Raw genomic sequence first — 22871 nt, forward strand, 5'->3', positions numbered from 1 at the left:
TTGTCATGCCGGCATGTCTTTGAGGTTCTGCCTTATGGCCTCAGACGTGCGTGGCTGATGTCTTTTTCAGGCCGGAGCCGTGCGCCTTGTGTGGCAGGTCCGGCCTTATTTCAACGGCTGTATGCCCGTGTGCCACCGGCTTAATTTGTCAGCAGCGCATTTGCAGGCAGCCTTCAACGTATAAAATATCAGTGCTTATGCAGCTTTCAGAAAAACCAGGCCCTATAGGAGTGTTCGATTCGGGTTACGGCGGACTTACCATCCTGCATCAGATGCGCAACATTCTGCCACACTATGATTATCTTTATCTTGGCGACAACGCACGTGCGCCTTACGGAGCGCGCTCGTTCGACGTGGTTTACCAGTTTACGCGGCAGGCTGTCATGAAGCTTTTCAGCATGGGCTGTCATCTCGTAATCCTGGCATGCAACACGGCTTCGGCCAAGGCCCTGCGCTCCATTCAGCAGAACGACCTGCCCTCTCTCGACCCTAACCGCCGTGTGCTGGGCATCATACGTCCCACGGCCGAGTGTATAGGCAGCATCACTCAGAGCCGCCACGTGGGCATCGTTGCCACCGAGGGAACAATAAAGAGCGAGAGCTATGTGCTCGAGATAAACAAGCTATTCCCCGACATCACCGTTACGGGCGAGCCTTGCCCAATGTGGGTTCCGCTTGTGGAGAACAACGAGTACGACGGTCCGGGTGCCGACTATTTTGTAAAGAAGCGCATTGAGAACCTCATGATACGCGACCCGCAGATTGACTCAATCATCCTCGGCTGCACTCACTATCCGCTGCTGCTCAACAAGATTCTGAAGTATACGCCGCGCGGTGTCAAGATAGTTCCGCAGGGCGAGTATGTGTCCAACAGCCTAAAAGACTACTTTGTGCGCCATCCCGACATTGAGGCAAAGTGTACAAAGAACGGCTTGTGCCATTATCTCACCACGGAGAACACCGACAAGTTCCGCGAGTCGGCTCAGCTCTTTCTGCATGAGCGGGTTGACGTAGAGAACATCACGCTGGGATAAATCCGCAGGCTTGCCTCATCTGCGGCTTACGGTTTTTTGTTCAATTCTTAATAACATACCGTTCAGGGCGGCATGCTGCAATGTCTTTTTGCAGCGTGCCGCCCTGAATCTTTCCCGTCTGTTTCGCCGTTGCAGCAATCTGCTCTTGTGTCATCCGTCACGATTTACCCTTAAAAACACAAGGCTTCTGCATGATATTTATAAGCGTTTTTTCTCCATGTTGCCTGCGCCCGTGCCTCTGTATCTGTCACGTGTTACGTTGAAGTTGTACTGCAGTGTGAACATCAGGCACCGCATGTCACTGAAATTCTTCTGGTTAAGCGTTACGGCATTGTTGTATAGAGTAAGATTCTGGCGTGAGCCGTTGAATATGTCGCGTGCCTCAAGTGTCATGCTAAGTCTGTTCTTGCAGAAATCCTTGTATAGCTTTGCATTTATGTATGAAGAATGGGCCGCATAGATATTTCTGTCATTTCCCGCAGTTGTAAACTGGCAGTCGATGTTCAGCCAGATGTCCATTGGCAGATGTATCGCATTTTGCCATTGCACAATGCCTATGGGCTTGTTCATGCTTTTGCTGTTGCCGTTGACCACAATGTCAAACCACTGCGTAAACATTCCCACATTTACACGTGGCTGCCATATCCCAAGCCTGAACTGTCCGCCCATAAATGCCTGCACGAAGTGCCTCCTGCTAAAGTTCTCATAAGTAAGGATGGTTTTCTCTCCGTCGTTGCTGTATGGCCTGGTGGTATTTACAATGGGATTGTCAAAATAGGTATAGGCCACCTGTGCAAAATAGTTCCTCCACACCATTCTGTACTCCAGGTTGTGCAGTCTTGTTGGCTGTAGGCGCGGATTGCCCGACTCGTACGTCATTCTGTTAAGATATGAAACATTGGCATTCAGCGCCGAATAGCCCGGCCTTTCCACCCTGTTGCCATATGATAGCGACATCTGCAGGTCGCCCAGCCTTGTGTTGGCATTGAATGAAGGGAAGATGTTGTTATAGGTCCGGCTGAGGTTGTTTTCAGACCGAGAATGCTCAAAATAGTCATAGTTTACATGTTCATACCTCAGTCCCGCACCGATGCTTATCCGGCCTAACTGCTGCATTATCTCAACAAAGCAGGCTATATTGCTTTCCCTTATCGTTGAATGACTGCTGTTGAGGTTGGCGTATTCAGTATTGAAGCGGTTGTCTGTGCTGGATCTTGTATATTCCTCGCCCAATGTCAATACACCTTTCCCTACAGGATAGCTTAATGCCAGTTTCTCGGCAGCCATGCTGGTCTTGCGTTTGCTGTATGTCGTTATGTAGCGGTCTTCCTGCATCAGACTTGTCTCTTCATTAGTGGTCTGCTGCGTTCCTCTGTTCCAGATGTAATCGGCATTGAAGTCGATGCTTAGTTTGTTTATCTGTCCGTTGTAATAAATGTTCGCAGCATGCCTTGGAGTGTTCTCCGATATGTCGTCGGCATCAGTGCTCCAACTGTCGTAAAACGTTCCGTTTTCAGACACATCGCTTTCAAGAAACGACCTTATTTCATTCTTTGCATATTCGTTCTGATAAAAGGCTCCTATGTAATGGCCGCTGCTGATTGTCCATGAAAAGCCCAATTTGCCTGAAAAGCCTTTATAATGCCTGGTGTTGGCCGTGGAGAGCTGTTGGTTCCATTCTGATTTTGTAACAGTAGCCATGTCTGTAAACTTCTTTTCCCTGCTTCTGCCCGTATCGTATGTCAAGGTGGAGAATACTTCAAAACCTCCTGCACGGTATTTAAGGTTCATCATGTTGCCACTTTGAAAGTAATGTCTGAATCCGTCTTCCGACCTGAACGTGCCGCTCCATCCGTCTCCCTGTGGCTTTTTCGTGCGGATGCGTATTACGGCCTTTGCATCTGCCGCATAAGATGAACCAGGATTGCTTATCACCTCCACATTCCGGATATTGCCGGACAATAGTGTTGATAATTCCTGCAAGTCGTTGATCTTACGTCCGTTGATATAAACGGCAGGCGTCCCCTTGCCAAATATTTCCAGATTTCCGTTGGTTTCAACAACCATTGGAATCTGTCTGAGCACATCTTTTGCCGTTCCTGCCTTGGCCAGGATGCTGTTCTCCACATTCGTTACCAGAGCGTTTCCCTTCAGATAAGTTTTAGAGGCGTTGCCTTTTATCACCACATTCTCCAGCATGGTGTTGGCTGAGGCCGTCATCCTGATGTCGCCCAGTTCGCCGTCAGGAGTGATGTCGGCATATCTTGAGTCGAAACCCACGTATGACAGCCTTAACCTTAATCCCTGCGCTGCGTCGTATGACAGACAGAAACAGCCGTTGCCGTCGGTAATAACTCCGTCGACAAATGCAGAATCATGAAGAAGTACCACATTTACAAATTCCATAGGCACCCCGTCTGTATCGGTAACACGGCCTTTTATGTCCTTGCCGGATAAAGAGGATAAGGCAAGGCCTGCTGCTACAATCAATGTGAAACGTTTCCTTATGTTCATTGCTTCTCAATCTCCTTCCATTCAATTATTCTGTCTTTATCTTCATTGCATACCACATGGGCTGTATGCATTTCTTTTACGCCATTTTCTGAAACCACACAGTAAGTTATGTTGCAGGCGAAACGCAGCTCGCCGTTTTCCTTATAGTCTTTACATAAGAATCTGCTGCCGAGTTCTACCTTTTCTCCCTTGGCAAGTGTGGCCTGCACATGGCTTACTACCGTCTCTTCAAAACTTCTGTTGGTCCTGTTGCCGTGTCCGGGCAGATGCAGTTGTCCGGCTGATGCAAGCACAATAAGCATGATGACCACCAGGCTGCCTGCTGTTTTTACAAATCTGCTTTTTCTCATTATAGTTCTTCTCCGTTTTGTTGATATTATGGTTTGCCGTCAGAGGCCGGGCGTCATGATAGTATGCCCCATGCGCCCTTTATGGATTTAAGCTTCTGACGATGCAAAGTTACGGCGAAGAAGAACCTTACAACGACTAAACAGACAAATAAAAAGTCTTAATAAGAAAAGCGTAACCTGCTGAATATCAGTGGTTACGCTTTTTGTAAATCTAAATGTCGCCCTGCCGCGTCTTAATCGGCCTTAATGCCGTTGATGTAGGACACGATGTCCTGTCCTTCGGCAGCCCCGGTCTTCTTCCTGATGGAAGTCTTGCGGACATAAATCGTGGCATCCGACTGCTGTGTTACTACGCCAATCTCTTTTGTTGAGAAGCCGGCGCACAACAGGCAGGCAATCTGTATCTCCTTTTCCGTAAGCACATTGCCGTATCGTTCCGTAAGCCTGTTGTGGAAGTTGTCATAAAGACGGTCAATTACAAGATAAAGATCAGGCCACACAAGCAGACTGTCTGTCTGAATCTTGCCCTCACTGATGCCGGCTATGCGTTTCAGAAGAGCCTGGTTATGGTTGGTCGGGGTGCTTGCCACCATGCGTATAATTCCAAGTTGCTGCAAAAGTATTTTCTTGAAGAAGGCGTCGTCTTCACTCTTCTGCTGCTTTTCTTCAGGTGTTTCTTCCGCCGGAGTCTGCGTCTCTTTCAGCATCCTTTTCAGCGTGTCTATGCTGTTTTCGGCTTCAGCCAGCCGGCTTAGTCGGTTTCTGTAATATATCCATCCGCCAGCCACGCCGAGCAGAAGCAACAGCACTGCTGCCGCCAGCATCCATCCCATACGCTGTCTGTCAAGTCTCAGTTCGTGGTTTGCCCACTGCAGGCGCTCCTTCGCTTCCTGCCGTCTTGCCAGGGTGCTCTCCTTGGCATGCATGTCGGCAGTTATCGAGTCGCAATACCGGGATAAGCCAACATAAGATACGGGCTTTCCGTCCCCGTAGTCTAACAGGCAGCGCTCCAGCTCTATCACCATCCTGCGCGAAATGTCGTCAAAGCCTTTTGCCTCAAGTCTCGCTTCGCTCTCTATGGCCTTTTCGTTGCAGATGCGCGCAGAGTCGGGCATGTGCAGATTGATATAGTTTCCTGCCATGGCCATCTGAATGGCCGACAGACCTGCCATCTGCGGCATCATTCGGCTTATCTCGCGGTAAACGTTGTTAGATTGGCGATACTTTCCGTTGTTTGCCAGATAGTCGGCATAGTTGCGCAGAAACTCACACGCCATGGCCGTGTCGCCGTTCTCAGTGGCCATCCTTACGCTTTGGCTGTAAAATTGTTCCGACCGAGGGTCTCCCGCTAACGAAAGGTTCAGCCCTATCTTATAGTTCAATATTGCTTTGTCACGTTTCGTCGGATTAAGTTCCAGCGCCCTTTCCATCACCTCGGCAGCCTTGCTGTATTCCCGCTGAAGCTCAAGCAGCCTTGCCTGTTCGGCCATCAGCTTAACCCGTTTTGTTGAATCCTTAATCTTGCCAATCCCTTTGTTTAGGACGTTTATGGCGTCAGCCCTCTTGCCTTTCCAGTTCAGGTATGATGCCTCCAGAAGATAGCTGTCTGTTTGCTTGTCGGCCTCTTCACGATAGTGTATGATGGCCTCCGGCAGCTGTTCGTCCTCAGCCAGAGACATCCCCATTATCTGATGGGCCATAGCCCGGTTCCATACCAGGTGCAGCTGCTCTTCCCTGTTCAGTCCTCCGGCATTTTCTATAGAGTCCAGTATGGCCAATGCCCTCTCCGGTGCTGTCTTCAGCATATTGTCGCTTAGCTCCAGCGCCTTCCTTCCGGGTGAACTGCATGACGCAAGCAGCACCGCAACCAGCATCATTATATATATTGCCTTTTTATGCATAAATAGCTTATTTCATGTTTGTTGTCATGCAAAGATAAGGATTTTAAGGCAAATCCAAATCAAAATACTTTGTTGTTTTCGTTCGCCGTTACACACGCCTGTGTCAGTCTTTGTCGCATAGATGTTTACGGGGGAGAAATGCATCACAGATAAACACTGTCCGGGCAGTCCGTCTAAAGTTAATGTGCGTGGTGGTTTTGCGGTAAGACAGACCGTCTTTTATGCGCCTTTGTAATGTGCTGATATTCAGCGCGTTGCGAAAGGTTGCCTTTTGGCTCCTGAAAGACCATCTTTTGCAGCCTAAAAGGATACCTTTTACATCGCAAAACGTGGCCTTTTACATTCATGCTGCTTTCGCCATGCCTTTTCTTTTGCGTCAGCAGACCTTTCGTCTTGTTGCTTTCCGCCTTTCAGTCCATGTGTCTTGGTCCATGTTCCGGCAGTGGTTCTTGTGCCTTGTGCCGATGTTCTTTGCCGTCATGTCTGTCAACTCGCTGTTTACCTGCCGATATGTTAAATTTAAAACATTTATGTAAAAACATGGTGCCGTTAATATAAAAACACTTAACTTTGCCCACGCAACGGTTCGCCGTATGGCGATTAAAAGGGAACCGGGTGAGAATCCCGGACAGACCCGCTGCTGTAATCCGCCCTTATATCGGGGTGCGAACAATGAAGCCACTGACATTTTTTCGGGAAGGCGTTCGCATCCGGGCGGTAAGTCAGAAGACCTGCCTTGCTGTTTTAATAACCTTCCGCAGCCTCGTGGATTAGGCTTCAGGAGAGCATTCTTAATTTTTTATGAAACAAAGATTAGCCATTATGTTCTTGTGCATGGCTGTCTTTACGGGCTAAGCGCAAAAGCATGTGAGCCTTTCCGACAAAGTGTCGGCATCGTTTAGCGGCGAGTGGCTCAGCAGCAGCGGCAAGTATAAGTTCCGCTACCGCCGCAAGGCCGTCATGACCGACGAGATAATGTACGACACCACCGCCGTGAGACAGAACGGCGACGTGCGCGCCACGCGCATGGAGGGCGCGCTCTTCGGCACCATCAGCGGCGGCGAGTGGATGCTCAAAGCATACAACTACACCTCGGAGCGCGGCGTGCCGGGGGCCATTGTCAACAATGTTTGGCGCCGCGGTGAGCGCATCTGGGACAACAACTCGTTTGTGCAAGGCTCAATACAGAAAGATTTCGGCAGCCGTTATCACACCCGTCTGATGGCAAAGTATGCCTATTATCTAACCAAATACGTCAACAAGGACACCACCGTGATGATGATCGACAACGTTTACCGGCAGAAGGAGCTGTATCTGTCGTCGTCACATCTGTACAACATCACCAACTTCTGGGACGTTTCGGCTGCCTATGACGTGCAGTGGAACACGATGGATGCCGACATGTACGGCTTCGTTTATCCCACCCGCTGGCACCATTTTCTCTCGGCAGCCACCGCCATTACCCTCGGCCGCGTCAAGATGCAGGGCAGCCTTGTGCTTAACTACGTTCACGACCGCACCCGTCTGGCCAAGTCGGCAGGCGACAAGACCGTGCTTACTCCCGCCTTCTTCCTGTCGTGGGCGCCCTTCGGCAGCTCCGATTTTACGCTCCGCGCCTTTGCCAAGCGCAGTTTCCGCATGCCGACGTTCAACGACCTTTATTATGCCGACATGGGCAACTCGCAGCTGCGGCCCGAATACACCACCCAATACAACATCGGTTTTGCCTACGACAGTCGCCGCAGCCGCGGCTTTCTGACCGAATGGAGCCTTCATGCCGATGCTTACCGCAACTTCGTCCGCGACAAGATTGTGGCCTATCCCAAGGGCGCGCAGTTCCGCTGGACCATGCTCAATCTTGGCCGTGTGCGCATCACCGGCGTCGACCTGACCGGCTCGCTCACGCTCAATCCGCTGCGCGACCTTTATATCACCGGCAAACTTCAGTACACCTATCAGGAAGCAATCGACGTAACCAGTCCGGCCGACACCTACTATCGCGACCAGATACCCTACATTCCATGGCACAGCGGCTCGGCCATCGTTCAGGCAACATGGCGCTCATGGAGCCTTAACTACAGCTTTATCTACACCGGCGAACGCTACAATCAGCAGGAAAACATCGTGTATAACCACACGCAGCCGTGGTACACGAGCGACATCTCCATTGCGCGCAGCTTCCGCTGGAGCCGCTATTCGGCCAAGGTTCAGCTCGAAGTGAACAATCTCTTCAGCCAGGACTACGACGTGATACTCAACTATCCTATGCCCAAGCGCAACTATCGTCTTACCCTAAGTTTTGAATTATGATGCACAACATACATTTTCTGTATATCCTCCTGCTGTCGGCTGTCCTGCTGTCGTCATGCCGCGAAGATGAGGTCGTGGTGCCTACGGAGTACGACATACTGCCCGTAACCGTGCCCGAAGGCAGCGATGTCGTAGGCATGTACCTGCTCAACGAGGGCAACATGGGCAGCAACAAGTGCACGCTCGACTATCTCGACTTCGTGCAGGGCTACTATGTGCGCAACCTCTACGCCGAGCGCAATCCCCATGTCATAAAGGAACTTGGCGACGTCGGCAACGACATACGTGTCTACGGCTCAAAACTCTACGTCGTGGTCAACTGCTCCAACAAGATGGAAGTGCTCGACGCACGCACCGGGGTGCGCATATCTCAGGTGGACATACCCAACTGCCGCTACGTAAACTTCTACCGCGGCCACGCCTATGTCAGCTCCTACGTCGGCCCCGTTCAGCTCAACAATCCTAACGCCGTTAAGGGCGCGGTCTACAAGGTGGACACGCTCACGCTCAAGGTGGTGGACAAATGCACCGTGGGCTACCAGCCCGAAGAGCTCGAAGTGCTTGGCGAATACCTCTATGTGGCCAACTCCGGCGGCTACATGGCGCCCAACTACGACAACACTGTGTCGGTGATAGAGTTTGAAGGGTTCAGGCAGATGCAGAAGATACCCGTCGGAATCAACCTCCACCGCATCAGGGCCGACCGCCACGGACGGCTTTGGGTTACGTCGCGAGGCGACTATGAGACCATAAGTTCTAATCTCTACGTGCTCCAGAAGAAGAGCGGACGCAACGAGATGGAAGTTACCGACACGCTCAACATTCCCTGCTCAAACTTCTGCATCAGCGGCGACTCGCTCTATTACTACAGCACTGAGTGGAACAACTTTACCCAGCAGAACACCATAACCTACGGAATAATAAACACCGAGACGCTGCAGCGCGTGAGCGACTCGTTCATAACCGACGGCACTCAGGCCGACATCACCATTCCGTATGGCATCAGCATACATCCCGACACGGGCGACATATACATCACCGACGCCAAAAACTACGTGTCGAGCGGCGTGCTTCACTGCTATTCGAAAGACGGAAAACACAAGTGGAGCGTGCGCACGGGCGACATTCCTGCCCACATGTGCTTCATAAAAGGTTCTTCAAAATAATTCATTATGAACAGAATAAAACATCATATAGTGCGCCTTTCGGTCATGTCTGCCGTTGTTGTGGCGGCTGTGTTGCCGTGTTCGTGCGAGCGCGACGCCGAGAATGTCAGTTCGGGTCTTGACGACTATTACTACATCGAACGCATGAAGAAGCTCAGGCTTGCTCCTGCCTACACCGGCGACTCTTACCGCTGGACCGTCAGGACGGCATCGGGCGCCGACTCGCTCCTTTCCACCGACCGCGAGTATATCTTCCTCGCGCAGCATGAAGGAGAGTATGTGATTACCTTTGAGCTCGACGACGGCGGGCGCGGATACAAGCAGACATTTCCCGTTACGGTGCTTCATGAGGAAGTGGAGTATAGTCCCTATACGGCAAGCGTGTATGAATATTGCCCCGCTCCGGGCCAGTTTGTCAACACGATGCCTATCTATGAGCCTGGTGACGACACTGAAACAATGAGGCAGAAGGCCGAGGACGACCTAGTGAACGACGTGATGATAACCCTCGGAGCCTATGGAGGCTACGTTACGTTTGCCTTCGACCACACCGTGGTGAACGTGCCGGGCGAGAAAGACTTTTACATAAAAGGCAACTCGTTCTACTCTGACATACCCGGATATGCCGAGCAGCGGGGCGGCAACTGCGAGCCGGGCATAGTGATGGTGGCGTTCGACCGCAACATGAACGGACGCCCTGACGACGACGAATGGTATGAGCTTGCCGGCAGCGAATATAACAACAGCGCCACGATAAAGAACTACGGCATAACCTACAGCCGTCCGGTGGAGCACGATCCTGTGCCCGACGCTTCGGGAACGCTCACCGACACGCTCTACATACCATGGAAAGACAACCGCGGAAACAGCGGACATATATATAAGAACATGTACCATACGCAGAGCTATTATCCCGAATGGATAGATGCCGAAGAGCTTACGTTCAGCGGAACGCGACTGCCCGACAACGGCAAGGACGTGAGCGGATGGGGCTCTTACTATGTTCTCTACTCATATCCGTGGGGCTATGCCGACAATCATCCCAACGACTCTATCGGTCTTAACAGCTTCGACATAGGCTGGGCTGTGGACAGTCAGGGTAACAAAGTCAGTCTGCCGGGAGCCGACTTCATACGTGTCTACACCGGCGTAAACCAGTATTGCGGATGGGTGGGCGAGACCTCTACCGAGATTTCGCGTGCGCAAGACCTGCACGTGCAGGCCGACATGCAGCCCAATGCGGCTCCCCTGACCATAAGACGAGCAAAACAGACAAATAAATAACAAACATGTTTAATTTTTAAAAGTTAAGTTCTTTATGAAGAAAAAGATTTACTTATTGTTGTTTGCACTGCTGTCGGGCGTGTTTGCCATTGCCCAGACAATAAAGGTGCAGGGCGTTCCGCGCAACATCAAGAACGGAACCGTAATGATGTCGGCCACCGACAACACGTGCGATGTCGACTTCTCTAAGATTACGCGCTGGATAGGCGAGGGCGACAAGCAGGCCGCGCTCGTCATCAAATGGAACGACAGCCGCGAGGAACGTCTCTACGTGTGGGGCTACCGCTGGACCGACGAGGCCGACGGCACGGGTGCAGCAATGCTCTGCAACATAGCAAAGAACGACCCTAACTTCATCGTTCTCGTTTATGGCAACACTCCTTACGGCACCACCATCGGCGGTGTGGGCTACGACTTTGACGGCGACGGATTCAGCATAACAAAGAACGGCGAGGCCGTGGAGCCTGATGAGGACGGACTGCTGCACACCACCAGCTACGACTTTGACAGCTATGTGTCGGCCGATGAGGACGACCTCTGGTTCTCAGGCTGGTATGACGGCTATCTGTCTTACTGGGTGTGCGACACTCCGGGCGAAGTGTTCGGCTACTCTAACGTGGGCGCAACGGGCCGCAAACTCGTCGACGGATGCGTTGACGGATGGTCGGCCGTGAGAGACATGAGCGACATGAACATGGGCAACATGATTGGCGAGTTGTATTATCTGCCCGCGCTGACGTCAGAGCCCGTGCTGGTTGACTACACCAAAGGCACGTTCATCGTGAACGAAGACTGGTATGGCCACCAGAACTCTACCGTAAACTTCCTCACAGACGAGGGCGAATGGGTTTACCGCGTGGTGCAGAAGGAGAATCCCGGCGTTGAGCTTGGAGCCACCGTGCAGTATGGAGCAATCTACGGCGACAAGTTCTTCATCATAGCCAAGCAGCCCAAAGATCCGGGCGCAAGCATCATGGGCGGCCGCATAACCATCTGCGACGCCAAGACAATGAAGGTGCTGAAGCAGATAGAAAACATTGCCGTTGACGACAATGGCTCAAGCATTGCCGACGGCCGCGGCTTCCTCGGAGTGGACGAGCATAAGGCATACGTAGGCACAAGCAACGGCATCTACGTTCTCGACCTCGACAAGCTGGAGATTACGGGCAGCGTAGGCGGAGCCGGAACAGACAGCGACGACCCGTATCAGCAGCTCTACGGCGGACAGATTGGCAACATGGTGCGCGTGAACGACCGCGTGTTTGCCGTTCATCAGAAGAACGGACTGCTCGTCATCAACCCCGCAACCGATGAAGTTGAAAAGACCGTTGAGGCTCCCGAGGGATGGGGCTTCGGCTCTGTGGTACTGTCGAAAGACGGCAACCTGTGGCTCAGTCTGGCTGCATCGTCAGGTTCAGGCCAGGCCGACACACGTATAGTAAAGCTCAATCCTGCAACACTCGAGCAGACCATCATAGAGTGCCCCGAAGGCATCTTCGGTCCGGCAAACTCATGGTATGCATGGACACCCGACTGCTTCTGTGCAAGCAAGCAGAACAACGTGCTCTACTGGAACGGCGGAAACAGCAGCTGGTTCAGCGGCAAGACCGTATATAAATACGACATCGACAGCAACACCTTCAGCACGTTCATCGACTATAACGACGACCCCGACGGCTGGCAGATCTACGGATGCTCGTTCCGCATAGACCCTGTTACCGACGAAGCCGTAGTAAGCCTCTACAAAGGCTACGGCGACCCGACCTACGTTGTGCGCAAATATGACAACGAAGGCAAGCAGATAGCTGAGTATTCAATGATAAGCAACTACTGGTTCCCGTCGCTTCCGGTATTCCCCGACAACGAGGCTCCTGTCGTTGCCGACATCGACCCCGTAAGCCTTACAACCGAGGACGGCACCACCGTTTCGCTGAAAGACGTGGCTACCGACGCCGACAACATGGATGCTGCCATCGTGAAGACCGTCAAGGAGGTGAGCGACGAAGAAGTGCTGAAGGCTGAAATGGCCGACGGCGACCTCGTGATAACTCCGCTCAAGGCTGGCAAGGCAGACATAACCATCCAGATCAACTCTAACGGCAAACTGGCTGAGACCGTTGTAAGCGTAGAAGTAACTGAGGCTACAGACATTGATGCCGTTGAAGGCGTCAAGGCTGAGGAAACTGGCCGCTACACGCTCGACGGCAAGATGCTCAACGCTCCGCAGCGCGGCATCAACATAATCCGTATGAGCGACGGCACAATCAAGAAGGTTATCGTGCGCTAAATCATGCAGCTGCATGCGCCCCTCGTGGCGCATCACACATCAACGGCACGCCCGGCATCGTATGTCAGGCGTGCCTTTTCTTTTTGTCGGTAAGTCATGATGAAGATGCGTAAATAATGGTCAAAACGAATTTTCAACCCCGTTTTCGCCTGTCTTTTACTCGCCTTTGTAACCTCTTGATATTCAGTGTGTTGCAAAAGGCCATGTTTTAGCCTCTAAAAGACCACCTTTTGCAGCCTGAAAGGTTACCTTTCGCAATGCAAAAGACGGCATTTCGCATTTCGTCTGCCGGCGTTCCGATTTTTTTAACCTTTATCCCTGCCGCGCCTTTCTCCGTGAGAAATATTTTCATTAACTTTGCATCCCGTCAGAGTAACATCCTTATAGCTTGCAAAAACAATGGAAAATAATTATGCTATACAGTTCCCCGAGATAATGAAGGGGAAGAAAATCCTTTATGTTCATGGTTTCAGTTCATCGGGACAGTCGGGCACTGTCGTCAAGATTCGCGAGATGCTGCCCGGCGCCACCGTGGTGGCTCCCGACCTGCCGCTGCATCCTGCCGAGGCCATGGACCTGCTTCACCATACTTGCGAGACTGAAAATCCCGACCTGATTATCGGTACGTCGATGGGCGGAATGTATGCCGAGATGCTCTACGGATACGACCGCATATTGGTAAACCCTGCCTTCCAGATGGGCGACACCATGCTGAAGCATGGCATGCTGGGCAAGAACACCTTTCTTAATCCCCGTCAGGACGGCGTTCAGGAGTTTATCGTAACCAAGTCTCTCGTGGAAGAGTATAAGGAGATTACCGCCAAATGCTTTGCCGGCGTAACCGATGAGGAGAGCTGCGACAGGGTGTTCGGACTGTTCGGCGACGAAGACCCAGTGGTGCATACGCGCGACCTGTTCTCGCAGCACTACCGCAACGCCATCAGCTTTCACGGCGAGCATCGCATGAACGACAAGATATTGCTCCACTCTGTGCTGCCCGTAGTGCAGTGGATAGACGACAGACAGGAGCATCGCGAGCGCCCTATAATATACGTAAGCATCGACACGCTGCGCGACGCGCGCGGCAAGCAGATGTCGAGCGCTATGAAGGCGTTCCGCTATCTCTTTGAGCATTACGCCATGTATATCGTTGCTCCGTCGCCTGCCTACAACCCTGAATACATTGCCGAAGTGATGCGCTGGGCAGAAGACGTGGTAAACGTTCCGGCATGGCAGCACCTTGTGTTCACCAACCGCAAGGATCTTATCTACGGCGACTACCTCATCGACCCGTCAGAAGAGTATGGCGCAGCTGACTTTATGGGCACGCTAATCAAGTTTGGAAGCGACACATTCAAGACTTGGGAAGAGATAATAGAATTTTTCAGCAGGCTGGGAGGACAATGATAATTCATAATTGGCTAATGCCGAACTTCGTTTCACAATTCATAATTCATAATTGGGCGGGTGTTATTCTATAACAATATACGATATAGGGTGATGTCTCGTTTAAATTGTGAAACGAAGTTCGGCATTAGCTAATTATGACTTATAAACGTGAATTATAAAATCGTGAATTGTGAATTATAAAGACGTTAATAGTGAACTCTTTTCTCGCGTTTTAGAACTTACGCGCCTTTATGATACTGCCGATGCTAAGAGCGTCAACAAGATGGCGCACGAGACGCTGGTGCTGACTTGTCATGAGGGACTGCGCGACACGGGACAGGCCTTCGGTAACCTCTTTTCGCAGGTAGACTATCTGTGCAAGAGGCACAACGTCAAGCTGCCCGACTGGATTGCAGTTCAGGCCATGCGCCGCCATACCAACAGCAGTGAGCCGCTCTCGCGCGAAGATTTCTTCTACGATATGCGCGCCCTCAGCCGCTTCATCTCTGCCGTTACGGGCACCGACGTGCCGGGCGAGCTGCTCCGTGTGCTGCCTGCCGAGCGCAAGCCTTACACCAAGGCCGAAGGCACCGACGTAAGATACGTGAGATGTATCGTAAGAGGGTTCGACGACAAATATATCTATGTGTCTGCCGAGGAGGTGCTCGGCGGAGCCATGCTTGCTGCCGACTATACGGCAGACGACCTAACTTATCTCTCCGAACTGCTGCGAGAGGGAATGCAGCTCAACCTGCTCGACTGCAAGCTCGAAGGCTCATGCACATACAGCGGCAGCGAGGGCGACGTGAAATGCGACATCATCGTGCCTTCGCTCGTTATCGTTGAGCCCGACTATCTTATCGACATCAGCTCAATATCCGCATGCTTTAAGGAGTACGGCCACCATCCGCTGATATACACCCTCGACCGAATGAAGCCGCGCGCCAACAGTCAGGCAATACTCCTCGGTAATCTTGCCGGCAGCGTGCTCGACGATATTATCAACAGTCACGGCACCTACAATATGGCGTCTACGTTGAAAAAGAGTTTCAGCGAGAAGGCTCTCGAATATTCAACCTGCACCGACTTCAATCCTGCCGTGTTCAAGGCAAATGCCGCCGTGCAGGCATCCAATATCAACGCCGCCGTTACGGGCATGTTCGGCGAATACGACCGCAGTCGCGTTGTGCTTGAGCCGTCGTTCGTCTGCGAGCGTCTTGGCCTTCAGGGCCGTGTCGACCTCATGACCACCGACTTCCGCCTGCTTGTTGAGCAGAAGTCGGGGCGCAACCTCAACATTGAGCGCGCCGCACAGTCGGGCGGCAAGGGCCTGCAGCTTGAGCCTCATTATGTTCAGCTGCTGCTTTATTACGGCGTGCTGAGATACAACTTCAATCTTGGTTTCAACAAGACAGACATCCGTCTGCTCTATTCTAAATATCCCCCGGCACAGGGCTTCCTTGCCGTGGCCTTCTATCGCAAGCTCTTCGCTGAGGCCATCAGTCTGCGCAACAAGATTGTCGCTGCCGACTTCGACATAGCCCTCGACGGCTTCGACAGCGTGCTGCCCGAGCTTACGCCCGCCACGCTCAACACCACAAAGACCGCTTCGTCGTTCTTTCAGCGCTACCTCCTGCCGCAGATAGAGACCGTAACGGGGCCGTTGGCAGCCATGCCGCCGCTTGAGCGCGAGTATTTCTGCCGCATGATGACGTTCGTATATCGTGAGCAGCTCTTAGGCAAGGTAGGCTCGCAGGAAGGCGTAACGAGCTGTTCGGCAGACCTCTGGAACATGCCGCTGGCAGAGAAGCTGGAGACCGGCAACATATACACCGGCCTGACAATAAAGGCAAAGGAGTGTGCCGAAGGCAGTTCCGTGCCCGACCGCATAACGCTCTCCGTGCCCGGACAGGGCGAGGGCTTCTTGCCAAACTTCCGCCGCGGCGACATGATTTATCTCTATCAGTATCGTGCCGACAGCGTTCCCGATGTGCGCAACGCCATACTTTACAAGGGAAACATTGACGAGCTGCACACCGACGAGATAACAGTGGTGCTGACAGACGGACAGCAGAACCCCGACGTTCTGCAGGTTCAGCATCCTGAGGATATGCCCGACGACATGCATAAGGCAATGGTATATGCCGTAGAGCATGCCGGAACAGATGCTTCGGGCAGCAGCGGAGCGCGCGCATTGCTTGAGTTTGTAACCGCTCCCGACGACCGACGCAGTCTGCTTCTCGGTCAGCGTGCCCCTCGCAGAAACGAAAGCGTAAGGCTCACAAAGAGTTATAACCCAAGCTACGACGACATACTGCTGGCCGCAATGCAGGCATCCGACTATTATCTGCTCGTCGGTCCGCCCGGCACGGGCAAGACATCAATGGCTCTGAGGTTTATGGTTGAAGAGGAACTTACGCGCCCCGGTGCGTCGGTTTTGCTCATGGCATACACCAACAGGGCCGTAGACGAGATATGCGCAATGCTCGAAGACGCCTCGCTCGACTATCTGAGGCTGGGCAGCGAATATAGCTGCGACCGCCGTTTCAAGCATCGTCTTATTGGCGAGGCAGTGCGCAACTGTCCCCGTCTGTCCGACATCCGCGAGCGCATAGCCTCAGTGCGCATCATCACCGCCACCACGTCAATGCTCATGTCGCGGCCTTTCGTGTTCAGCTTGAAGCACTTCTCGTTGGCCATTGTCGACGAGGCGTCGCAGATACTTGAGCCGGGACTTATCGGTCTGCTTGCCGCCCACGACCATGAAGGCGGCGTGCGCACACGTTGCAGCATCGACCGCTTTATCCTTGTAGGCGACCATAAGCAGCTGCCGGCTGTGGTGCTGCAGAGCGAAACCGAGTCGGCTGTGAGCAGCGAGTCGCTGCGTGCCATCGGACTCGACAACTGCCGCAACTCGCTCTTTGAGCGTCTGCTGCGCACGGAGCGCGCCGCCGGCCGCACAGAGTTTACAGGTGTGCTGCGCCGTCACGGCCGTATGCATCCTGACGTGGCCGAGTTCCCCTGCCGTGAGTTCTACGCCAGCGAGCATCTCGAGCCTGTTCCGCTGAAGCATCAGAAGGAGACGTCGCTCAATTATGCCGACACAGGCCTTACAGACAAGCTTGACACGCTGCTGCGCACTCACCGCATGATCTTCATTCCGTCGCAGCCGTGCCGCCGTCCCGATGTGTCCGACAAGGTGAACACAAGCGAGGCAACCATAGTGGCCGACCTTCTGAGCCGTCTTTACTCTATGCTCGGCAGCAGTTTCAGCGCATCCAGGAGCGTGGGCGTAATAGTGCCTTACCGCAATCAGATAGCCGTGATACGCAAGGAGATTGAGAAAACCGGGATAAAGGAGCTTGAAGACATATCCATAGACACCGTAGAGCGCTATCAGGGCAGCCAGCGCGACGTGATAATCTATTCGTTCACGGTGCAGAACAGGTGGCAGCTTGAGTTTCTTGCAGCCAACTGCTTCATGGACGACGCACGCATCATAGACCGCAAGCTGAACGTGGCCATGACCCGTGCGCGCCGCCAGATGATAATGACAGGCAATGTTGAGACGCTCAGCCATAACGCAGTCTTCCGCGAGATGATAAGCTATGTGGAGTCGAAAGGTGGCCTGTTCAGATATTACGAATAGCCTTTCATGACGGCGTTTGCGGTTGTTCAGCCGTTGGTGTATTGAAAAATGCCTCTTGACATCTGTCGTCGTGAATGGAGAATAAATACAAAAAAGTTTTTCTCAGAAACTCATCACTCGTCACATTGCAGCATAACTTTCAGTTAGTCAGATTGTTGCAGTGTGATGAGTTGCCGTCCGCACTCATCACGCCGGCAGCGTAAAGCCCTTGATGTGATGAGTCGGCAAGTCAAAACGTCACACCTTAAGGCGTTGAATATTAGAGCGTTACAGGCAGATGTGACGAGTGATGAGTTTCTGAGAAAAACTTTTTTGTTTAATAAACATCGGCCTTTTGCAGCGCAAAAGCTATCCTTTTATGCTGCAAAAGGCCGTGTTTTATGGTGCAAAAGCATACCTTTTACAATGCCGTTTGGGGTGTTTTGTAATACAGAAACATAACTTCTGCGTTATGCTCACGGCCATTCAACATTGCGGATATGCAGAAACGATGTTGCCGTTAAATGACTTTCGGCATAATCTTCGTTACGTTTTAATATCTTAGAAGAATGTTTCGGGCTCGCGTCTTGCCGAGAATGCCGCTGTAAATTTAGCCGCTGCTTCGGCATAAGCGGGCAGATATATGGCGCGCGAGCCGTGAGGACAAACCACCACGCAGCGTCCGCATGCAATACATTTGGATGTATCTGTGCTGCAAGGGTCGCTCTCGCTTATCGCGCCGGCAGGGCAGAGCCTTACGCAAGTCATGCATTTGGTACATGTGTTCTTGTCGCCCGTTGGGCACATCGGCACTTTGTGAGCCTCCCTATACGGGCGGTTGCCCTTCACTTCCGGATTGCCCAAGGCGTCTGTTCCGGCAGCATCGGCGAGCAGTTGGGCACATCTCTTTCCGAATGCGGCAGCCTTTTCAAGGTCGGCAGCATCGGGACGGCCCTCAGCAACCTTCGGGAATATGCAGTGGCGGCCTATGAACGCGCCGGCGGCAAACGTGTGGAAGCCGTTGCCGTTGAGCGTGTCTTTTATCTCGAGCAGCGCGTCGTCGTAGTCGCGGTTGCCGTAGACGCACACCGCAACGGCAGGAGTGTTGTTGCCGTGAACCATCTTCAGCGCCTCGGCGGCAGCCTCGGGTATGCGTCCCACGTAGACAGGAGCGCCAACGATGAGCATACTGTTGTCGCCGCTGAGCCTTATTTCGCTCTCGGGCAGGGCGTTGGTTATGTCGTGTTCAATGATGTTTCCGCCAATGGCTTTGGCTATTTCCCTTACTATTGTGCGTGTGGTGTAGGTAGCACTGAAGTACACCACGTGAATGTCCGTTATGTTCATAATCTGTTTTTTTGTATAAAATGAAGCCGATAAAATGTTTCTCTATGCAAATGTAAGAATAAAAAATGCACGGCGCAAGCATACGCCCCGTGATTTTTATGTGTTGAGGCTGCGTGCCGTGCGGTGTGCCTGTAGCTGTGAGGCATGAGCAGACGTCGTTGCGGCGTGTGCCGGAATATAAAAAAGTAAAAGATATAACATTATCCATGATATGGGTATGCAGGTTAATGCCGATAATAGTTATCTTTGCAGCGTGCAGTAAAACGGCCGCTCTGCGGTGCCGGAGCGGTCATGGTTAGGGCACAAATGAAACGACAGTTAATGAAAAAAGGACAATATATCATTATGACATTGAATGACTTTTTGGCTTATGTGGCCACAGGCAAACCGCTGAACACACCCGAGATATGCAGTTTTATGGACGAGATGAGCAACGAGGCGCGCCGCGTTACGTTCAGGCTCAACGCCGAGTTTCACACTCAGGAGGAAGTAAGGTCGCTGCTCTCAGAGATTATGGGATATAGCGTTCCCGACACGCTGAGAGTGTTTCCGCCGTTTTATACCGATTTCGGCAAGAACATACACATAGGCGAAAACGTGTTTATCAACGCCTGCTGCCACTTTCAGGATCATGGAGGCGTAACCCTTGGCGACGGCTGTCAGATAGGCCACAACGTGGTGTTTGCCACGCTCAACCATGGACTTGAGCCCGAAAATCGCCGCTTCACTTATCCTGCTCCGATAGTCTTGGGGCGCAATGTGTGGGTAGGTTCTAATGCGACGATACTTCAGGGCGTTACGATAGGCGACAATTCGGTGGTTGCTGCCGGAGCCGTGGTAACCAGGGATGTGCCTGCCGACACGATAGTTGGCGGCGTTCCGGCGCGCGTGATAAAGCATATCTGACGCTGTCAGGCTATAAACGGCTCTCAGCGAGGCTTGGGGTCTCGTAATGAAATATGTGTAAAAAGGGTAAAATAATCAGTAAATGTGGTATCGTGGCGACGGAGGATATGTGCTAACTTTGCACCGTAACCAAAACATGATAGCATGAAACTGATTAATGTAACAATGATTGCGGCGGCTATGTTGATGGCCGTATGCAGTCAGATAAAAGCTGAAGAGAATATGAAAAACGTACTAAACGAAAAGCAGCAGTGCATGGCTGCCATTGCATGCCTTGAGGCAAAGGGCGACATCGACGGTCTGACTGTCGCCATCAACGCAGGATTTGACGCCGGACTTACCGTGAGCGAGATTAAGGAAGCCCTGTCGCAGTTGTATGCCTACACGGGATTTCCGCGCAGTCTTAACGCCCTTGGCACACTGCAGAGCGTTGTCAACAGCCGCCGTCAGCAGGGCAAGGCGTGCGAGGAGGGCAAGGATGCCGACCCGATGGCAGAAGGATACGACGCACTGAAACAGGGAACGGAGGTGCAGACCAAGTTGAGCGGCAAGCCGTTTACTTATGATTTCGCTCCCGCCACCGACTATTATCTGAAGGCTCACCTGTTTGGTGACATCTTTGCGCGCAACAATCTCACTCACGCCGAGCGCGAGTTGGTTACCGTAAGCGCGCTGTCAGGCTTGCAGGGCGTTGAGCCGCAGCTGCAGTCGCACGTCAGCGGAGCGCGCAACATGGGGCTGAAGGACGACGAGATACGCTCAATACCGGCCACGCTTGCTGCCCGTGTGGGCGAGGTTGAGGCATGGCGCGCAGCCAAGGCCATTGCGGCAGTGTTCGGAGAGCCGTTTGATGAGGGCAAGCCCGTGGAGCAGATGATGTTCCCAAAAGGCGACTTCAATTCGGCTTATGCCCAATATTTCATCGGCAACAGCTATCTTGCACCGCTCAGTCAGGGCAAGGTGCCCGTGTCGAACGTAACCTTTGAGCCCCGCTGCCGCAACAACTGGCACATCCATCACAAAGGAATACAGATGTTGATATGCGTCGGCGGCACAGGCTGGTATCAGGAGTGGGGCAAGGATGCCCGAATGCTGAAGCCCGGAGATGTGGTTGAAATACCCGAAGGCGTTAAGCATTGGCACGGCGCAACCAAAGACAGCTGGTTCCAGCACGTAACGTTCACCGTTGCCGAAGAGGGCGCGTCGAACGAATGGCTCGAGCCGGTTACGGATGAAGAATATGACAAACTGTAACTTTCAACATGTCTTTATAACCATAACACCCCGCAGACAATAGCCTGCGGGGTGTTATGTTTTGTTGCTTATGACATTATGTAAGTCGCCGTTCACTTATGTCCTGTGATGTTGCCGGCTTTTATTTCGCTATATATAAAACATCATTTAAGATGCTTCAGCATCCATTCCATCTGTCCGTATTCAGTGTCGTCAGATGTCCAATGCTCGTTGATGGGCGTCAGCAGCGCCTCTTTCGGACAGTTTAGAGTGTTCCATACGGCATAGCTTGTTGTCGGCGGACAAGTGTTGTCGTTATATCCCCATGTCATATAAGTGTCGGCTTTCACGTGGCGTGCAAAGTTTACGACGTCATAATAAGCCATGGTCTTCATGTTGTTCTCGGTGAGCATGCCCTCAATGCGGTTGAAGTGAGGATATCCGCCGGTAAGTCCGGCGCTGTATGCCGCCATGTCGCTCAGCGCGGGATGATTGACTATGCATTGCGTCACGCGGCTGTCAAGTCCGGCAGCCACCAGTGCAAGCGCTCCGCCCTGACTGCCTCCCTGCACGATTACGTTGCGTCCGTCCCATTCAGGCAGCTGCGTCAGCAAGTCGATGCAGCGCACAAGAGCCAGATAGACGCGCTTCATGTAGTAGCGGTCGCGGTTGTCTATGCCGTTGGCAAGATAGCCGTTCTCCTTGCCATTGAATGCTTTGGATATGTCGTTGAACATCTCCTGGCTCATTCTCGGGTCGAGTCCGTGAATCTCCATCTCCATTCTTATACATCCGTTCTCGGCATAATACTTGTGGCGCAGCGGCTCCTTTATGGTCTTTATGCCTGCTCCGGGAGGGCACAGCACCACCGGACAGCTTCCCTTTGCGGCGTTTTTGGGATAAAAGAGATAGGCGTATACGGCCTGTTTCTGCTTGTTCAGCGTCAGTTTCACGAGGTAACAGTCAATCTTGTCGGTGCAATATTCGTCGGCTCTTTCCTTTGTATATTTCAGCGGAACGGCCCTCATGTCCTCAATGTTCTTGTTCCAGAAGTCCATAAAGTCGGCAGGCTCCTTGGTGTAAGGCCTGATTTTATCTACCGAGAATCCCACTTTTATGTGATGTTCGTAGGTCTTGCCGTCAACCGTGGCTTTCAGTCTGAGGTCGCGGAAGCCCGGAGTCTTTCTCGTTCCCATGTCAATCGTGGCCCTTCCGCCGTTGAGTTTCACAGAGCCTTCCTTGTCAGCCTCCAGCATGTCGTCGGCTATTTCGTAGTTCACCTTGCAGTCTCTCGGTATGCCGTATTTATACAGCTGCACCTCAATCTTAGCCTTTTCGCCCGTCTGATAGAGCCAGTCGGCATGGTCGGGCACGGTCAGCCACAGATAGTCAGAGCGGTAAGGATAGTTTTCGGCTGCGGCGTTGAGCCATGCAGCAACGGCAAAGATAAGCGTAAAAACAATTCTTTTCATTGGTTGTAGTATATTAGTTTTTGTGCAAAGGTAATGCAAACAGCCTTAAC

Annotated in this window: 15 protein-coding genes and 1 riboswitch; of the genes, 9 read left to right on the top strand and 6 right to left on the bottom strand. The window is 52.3% G+C overall.

Features of this window, described 5'->3' with window-relative positions:
• Positions 1-197: 197 nt before the first annotated feature.
• On the top strand, positions 198-1034 hold the full coding sequence (gene murI, locus ACU52_RS10305; protein WP_021853542.1) for a glutamate racemase: 837 nt from the start codon (positions 198-200) through the stop codon (positions 1032-1034).
• A 198-nt stretch (positions 1035-1232) separates the two neighbouring features.
• Here the strand turns inward: murI and ACU52_RS10310 are convergent, their stop codons facing one another.
• The 3 genes from ACU52_RS10310 to ACU52_RS10320 all read right to left on the bottom strand — a co-directional run bounded on the left by ACU52_RS10310 (position 1233) and on the right by ACU52_RS10320 (position 5775).
• Positions 1233-3548 (bottom strand): outer membrane beta-barrel family protein, encoded by a 2316-nt coding sequence (locus ACU52_RS10310; protein ID WP_053398715.1) that lies wholly within the window; start codon positions 3546-3548, stop codon positions 1233-1235.
• The gene (locus ACU52_RS10315; protein ID WP_053398716.1) at positions 3545-3898 is read right to left on the bottom strand and encodes a hypothetical protein; all 354 of its coding nucleotides are present in this window, start codon (positions 3896-3898) and stop codon (positions 3545-3547) included. Before ACU52_RS10315 ends, ACU52_RS10310 begins: the two co-directional genes overlap by 4 nt.
• A gap of 233 nt (positions 3899-4131) precedes the next feature.
• Positions 4132-5775, bottom strand: coding sequence for a helix-turn-helix domain-containing protein (locus tag ACU52_RS10320; protein ID WP_162207766.1), 1644 nt, complete (start codon positions 5773-5775; stop codon positions 4132-4134).
• 588 nt (positions 5776-6363) lie between these two features.
• Positions 6364-6552: riboswitch (cobalamin riboswitch) on the top strand.
• 114 nt (positions 6553-6666) lie between these two features.
• Between ACU52_RS10320 and ACU52_RS10330 the strand changes: the two genes are divergently transcribed.
• From ACU52_RS10330 to ACU52_RS10345, 4 genes are read left to right on the top strand one after another with little or no spacing between them, the layout of a single operon-like run.
• Positions 6667-8109, top strand: a complete 1443-nt coding sequence (locus ACU52_RS10330) for a TonB-dependent receptor domain-containing protein (RefSeq protein ID WP_053398719.1) — start codon at positions 6667-6669, stop codon at positions 8107-8109.
• A complete protein-coding gene (locus tag ACU52_RS10335) occupies positions 8109-9275 on the top strand; it encodes a YncE family protein (protein ID WP_053398743.1) in 1167 nt (388 codons plus the stop codon). Before ACU52_RS10330 ends, ACU52_RS10335 begins: the two co-directional genes overlap by 1 nt.
• A gap of 6 nt (positions 9276-9281) precedes the next feature.
• Complete coding sequence (locus ACU52_RS10340) at positions 9282-10559, top strand: cell surface protein (RefSeq protein WP_239684910.1); 1278 nt, start codon at positions 9282-9284, stop codon at positions 10557-10559.
• 34 nt (positions 10560-10593) lie between these two features.
• Positions 10594-12846, top strand: coding sequence for a DUF5074 domain-containing protein (locus ACU52_RS10345; RefSeq protein ID WP_053398720.1), 2253 nt, complete (start codon positions 10594-10596; stop codon positions 12844-12846).
• A 32-nt stretch (positions 12847-12878) separates the two neighbouring features.
• Here ACU52_RS10345 and ACU52_RS15475 read toward each other — a convergent pair whose 3' ends face one another.
• Positions 12879-13043 carry a hypothetical protein gene (locus tag ACU52_RS15475; protein WP_156316892.1) on the bottom strand — a complete coding sequence of 55 codons (165 nt, stop codon included), beginning with the start codon at positions 13041-13043 and terminating at the stop codon, positions 12879-12881.
• 202 nt (positions 13044-13245) lie between these two features.
• Here ACU52_RS15475 and ACU52_RS10350 point away from each other — a divergent pair, with 202 nt between their 5' ends.
• Together ACU52_RS10350 and ACU52_RS10355 are read left to right on the top strand one after the other, a co-directional pair.
• A complete protein-coding gene (locus ACU52_RS10350; RefSeq protein WP_053398721.1) occupies positions 13246-14253 on the top strand; it encodes a YqiA/YcfP family alpha/beta fold hydrolase in 1008 nt (335 codons plus the stop codon).
• A 172-nt stretch (positions 14254-14425) separates the two neighbouring features.
• Positions 14426-17884 (top strand): DEAD/DEAH box helicase, encoded by a 3459-nt coding sequence (locus tag ACU52_RS10355; RefSeq protein WP_053398722.1) that lies wholly within the window; start codon positions 14426-14428, stop codon positions 17882-17884.
• A 540-nt stretch (positions 17885-18424) separates the two neighbouring features.
• On the opposite strand, the gene ACU52_RS10365 is transcribed toward ACU52_RS10355, so the two are convergent.
• Positions 18425-19210 carry a 4Fe-4S binding protein gene (locus tag ACU52_RS10365; RefSeq protein ID WP_053398724.1) on the bottom strand — a complete coding sequence of 262 codons (786 nt, stop codon included), beginning with the start codon at positions 19208-19210 and terminating at the stop codon, positions 18425-18427.
• Between the two features lie 345 nt (positions 19211-19555).
• Here ACU52_RS10365 and ACU52_RS10370 point away from each other — a divergent pair, with 345 nt between their 5' ends.
• Positions 19556-20116 (top strand): sugar O-acetyltransferase, encoded by a 561-nt coding sequence (locus tag ACU52_RS10370; protein ID WP_053398745.1) that lies wholly within the window; start codon positions 19556-19558, stop codon positions 20114-20116.
• A gap of 186 nt (positions 20117-20302) precedes the next feature.
• The gene (locus ACU52_RS10375) at positions 20303-21370 is read left to right on the top strand and encodes a carboxymuconolactone decarboxylase family protein (protein ID WP_394330582.1); all 1068 of its coding nucleotides are present in this window, start codon (positions 20303-20305) and stop codon (positions 21368-21370) included.
• A 143-nt stretch (positions 21371-21513) separates the two neighbouring features.
• On the opposite strand, the gene ACU52_RS10380 is transcribed toward ACU52_RS10375, so the two are convergent.
• A complete protein-coding gene (locus ACU52_RS10380; RefSeq protein ID WP_053398726.1) occupies positions 21514-22821 on the bottom strand; it encodes an acetylxylan esterase in 1308 nt (435 codons plus the stop codon).
• Positions 22822-22871: the final 50 nt, after the last annotated feature.

The sequence above is a fragment of the Xylanibacter rarus genome, from assembly GCF_001275135.1.
Taxonomy (GTDB): domain Bacteria; phylum Bacteroidota; class Bacteroidia; order Bacteroidales; family Bacteroidaceae; genus Prevotella; species Prevotella rara.

Excerpts from the sequence above, each read along its gene's own strand:
- ACU52_RS10340 (WP_239684910.1), top strand. The coding sequence starts at position 9,282 with ATGAACAGAATAAAACATCATATAGTGCGCCTTTCGGTCATGTCTGCC.
- ACU52_RS10365 (WP_053398724.1), bottom strand. The coding sequence starts at position 19,210 with ATGAACATAACGGACATTCACGTGGTGTACTTCAGTGCTACCTACACC.
- ACU52_RS10350 (WP_053398721.1), top strand. The coding sequence starts at position 13,246 with ATGGAAAATAATTATGCTATACAGTTCCCCGAGATAATGAAGGGGAAG.
- ACU52_RS10315 (WP_053398716.1), bottom strand. The coding sequence starts at position 3,898 with ATGAGAAAAAGCAGATTTGTAAAAACAGCAGGCAGCCTGGTGGTCATC.
- ACU52_RS10370 (WP_053398745.1), top strand. The coding sequence starts at position 19,556 with ATGACATTGAATGACTTTTTGGCTTATGTGGCCACAGGCAAACCGCTG.
- ACU52_RS10320 (WP_162207766.1), bottom strand. The coding sequence starts at position 5,775 with ATGATGCTGGTTGCGGTGCTGCTTGCGTCATGCAGTTCACCCGGAAGG.
- ACU52_RS10380 (WP_053398726.1), bottom strand. The coding sequence starts at position 22,821 with ATGAAAAGAATTGTTTTTACGCTTATCTTTGCCGTTGCTGCATGGCTC.
- murI (WP_021853542.1), top strand. The coding sequence starts at position 198 with ATGCAGCTTTCAGAAAAACCAGGCCCTATAGGAGTGTTCGATTCGGGT.
- ACU52_RS10345 (WP_053398720.1), top strand. The coding sequence starts at position 10,594 with ATGAAGAAAAAGATTTACTTATTGTTGTTTGCACTGCTGTCGGGCGTG.
- ACU52_RS10375 (WP_394330582.1), top strand. The coding sequence starts at position 20,303 with ATGGCCGTATGCAGTCAGATAAAAGCTGAAGAGAATATGAAAAACGTA.
- ACU52_RS10335 (WP_053398743.1), top strand. The coding sequence starts at position 8,109 with ATGCACAACATACATTTTCTGTATATCCTCCTGCTGTCGGCTGTCCTG.
- ACU52_RS10310 (WP_053398715.1), bottom strand. The coding sequence starts at position 3,548 with ATGAACATAAGGAAACGTTTCACATTGATTGTAGCAGCAGGCCTTGCC.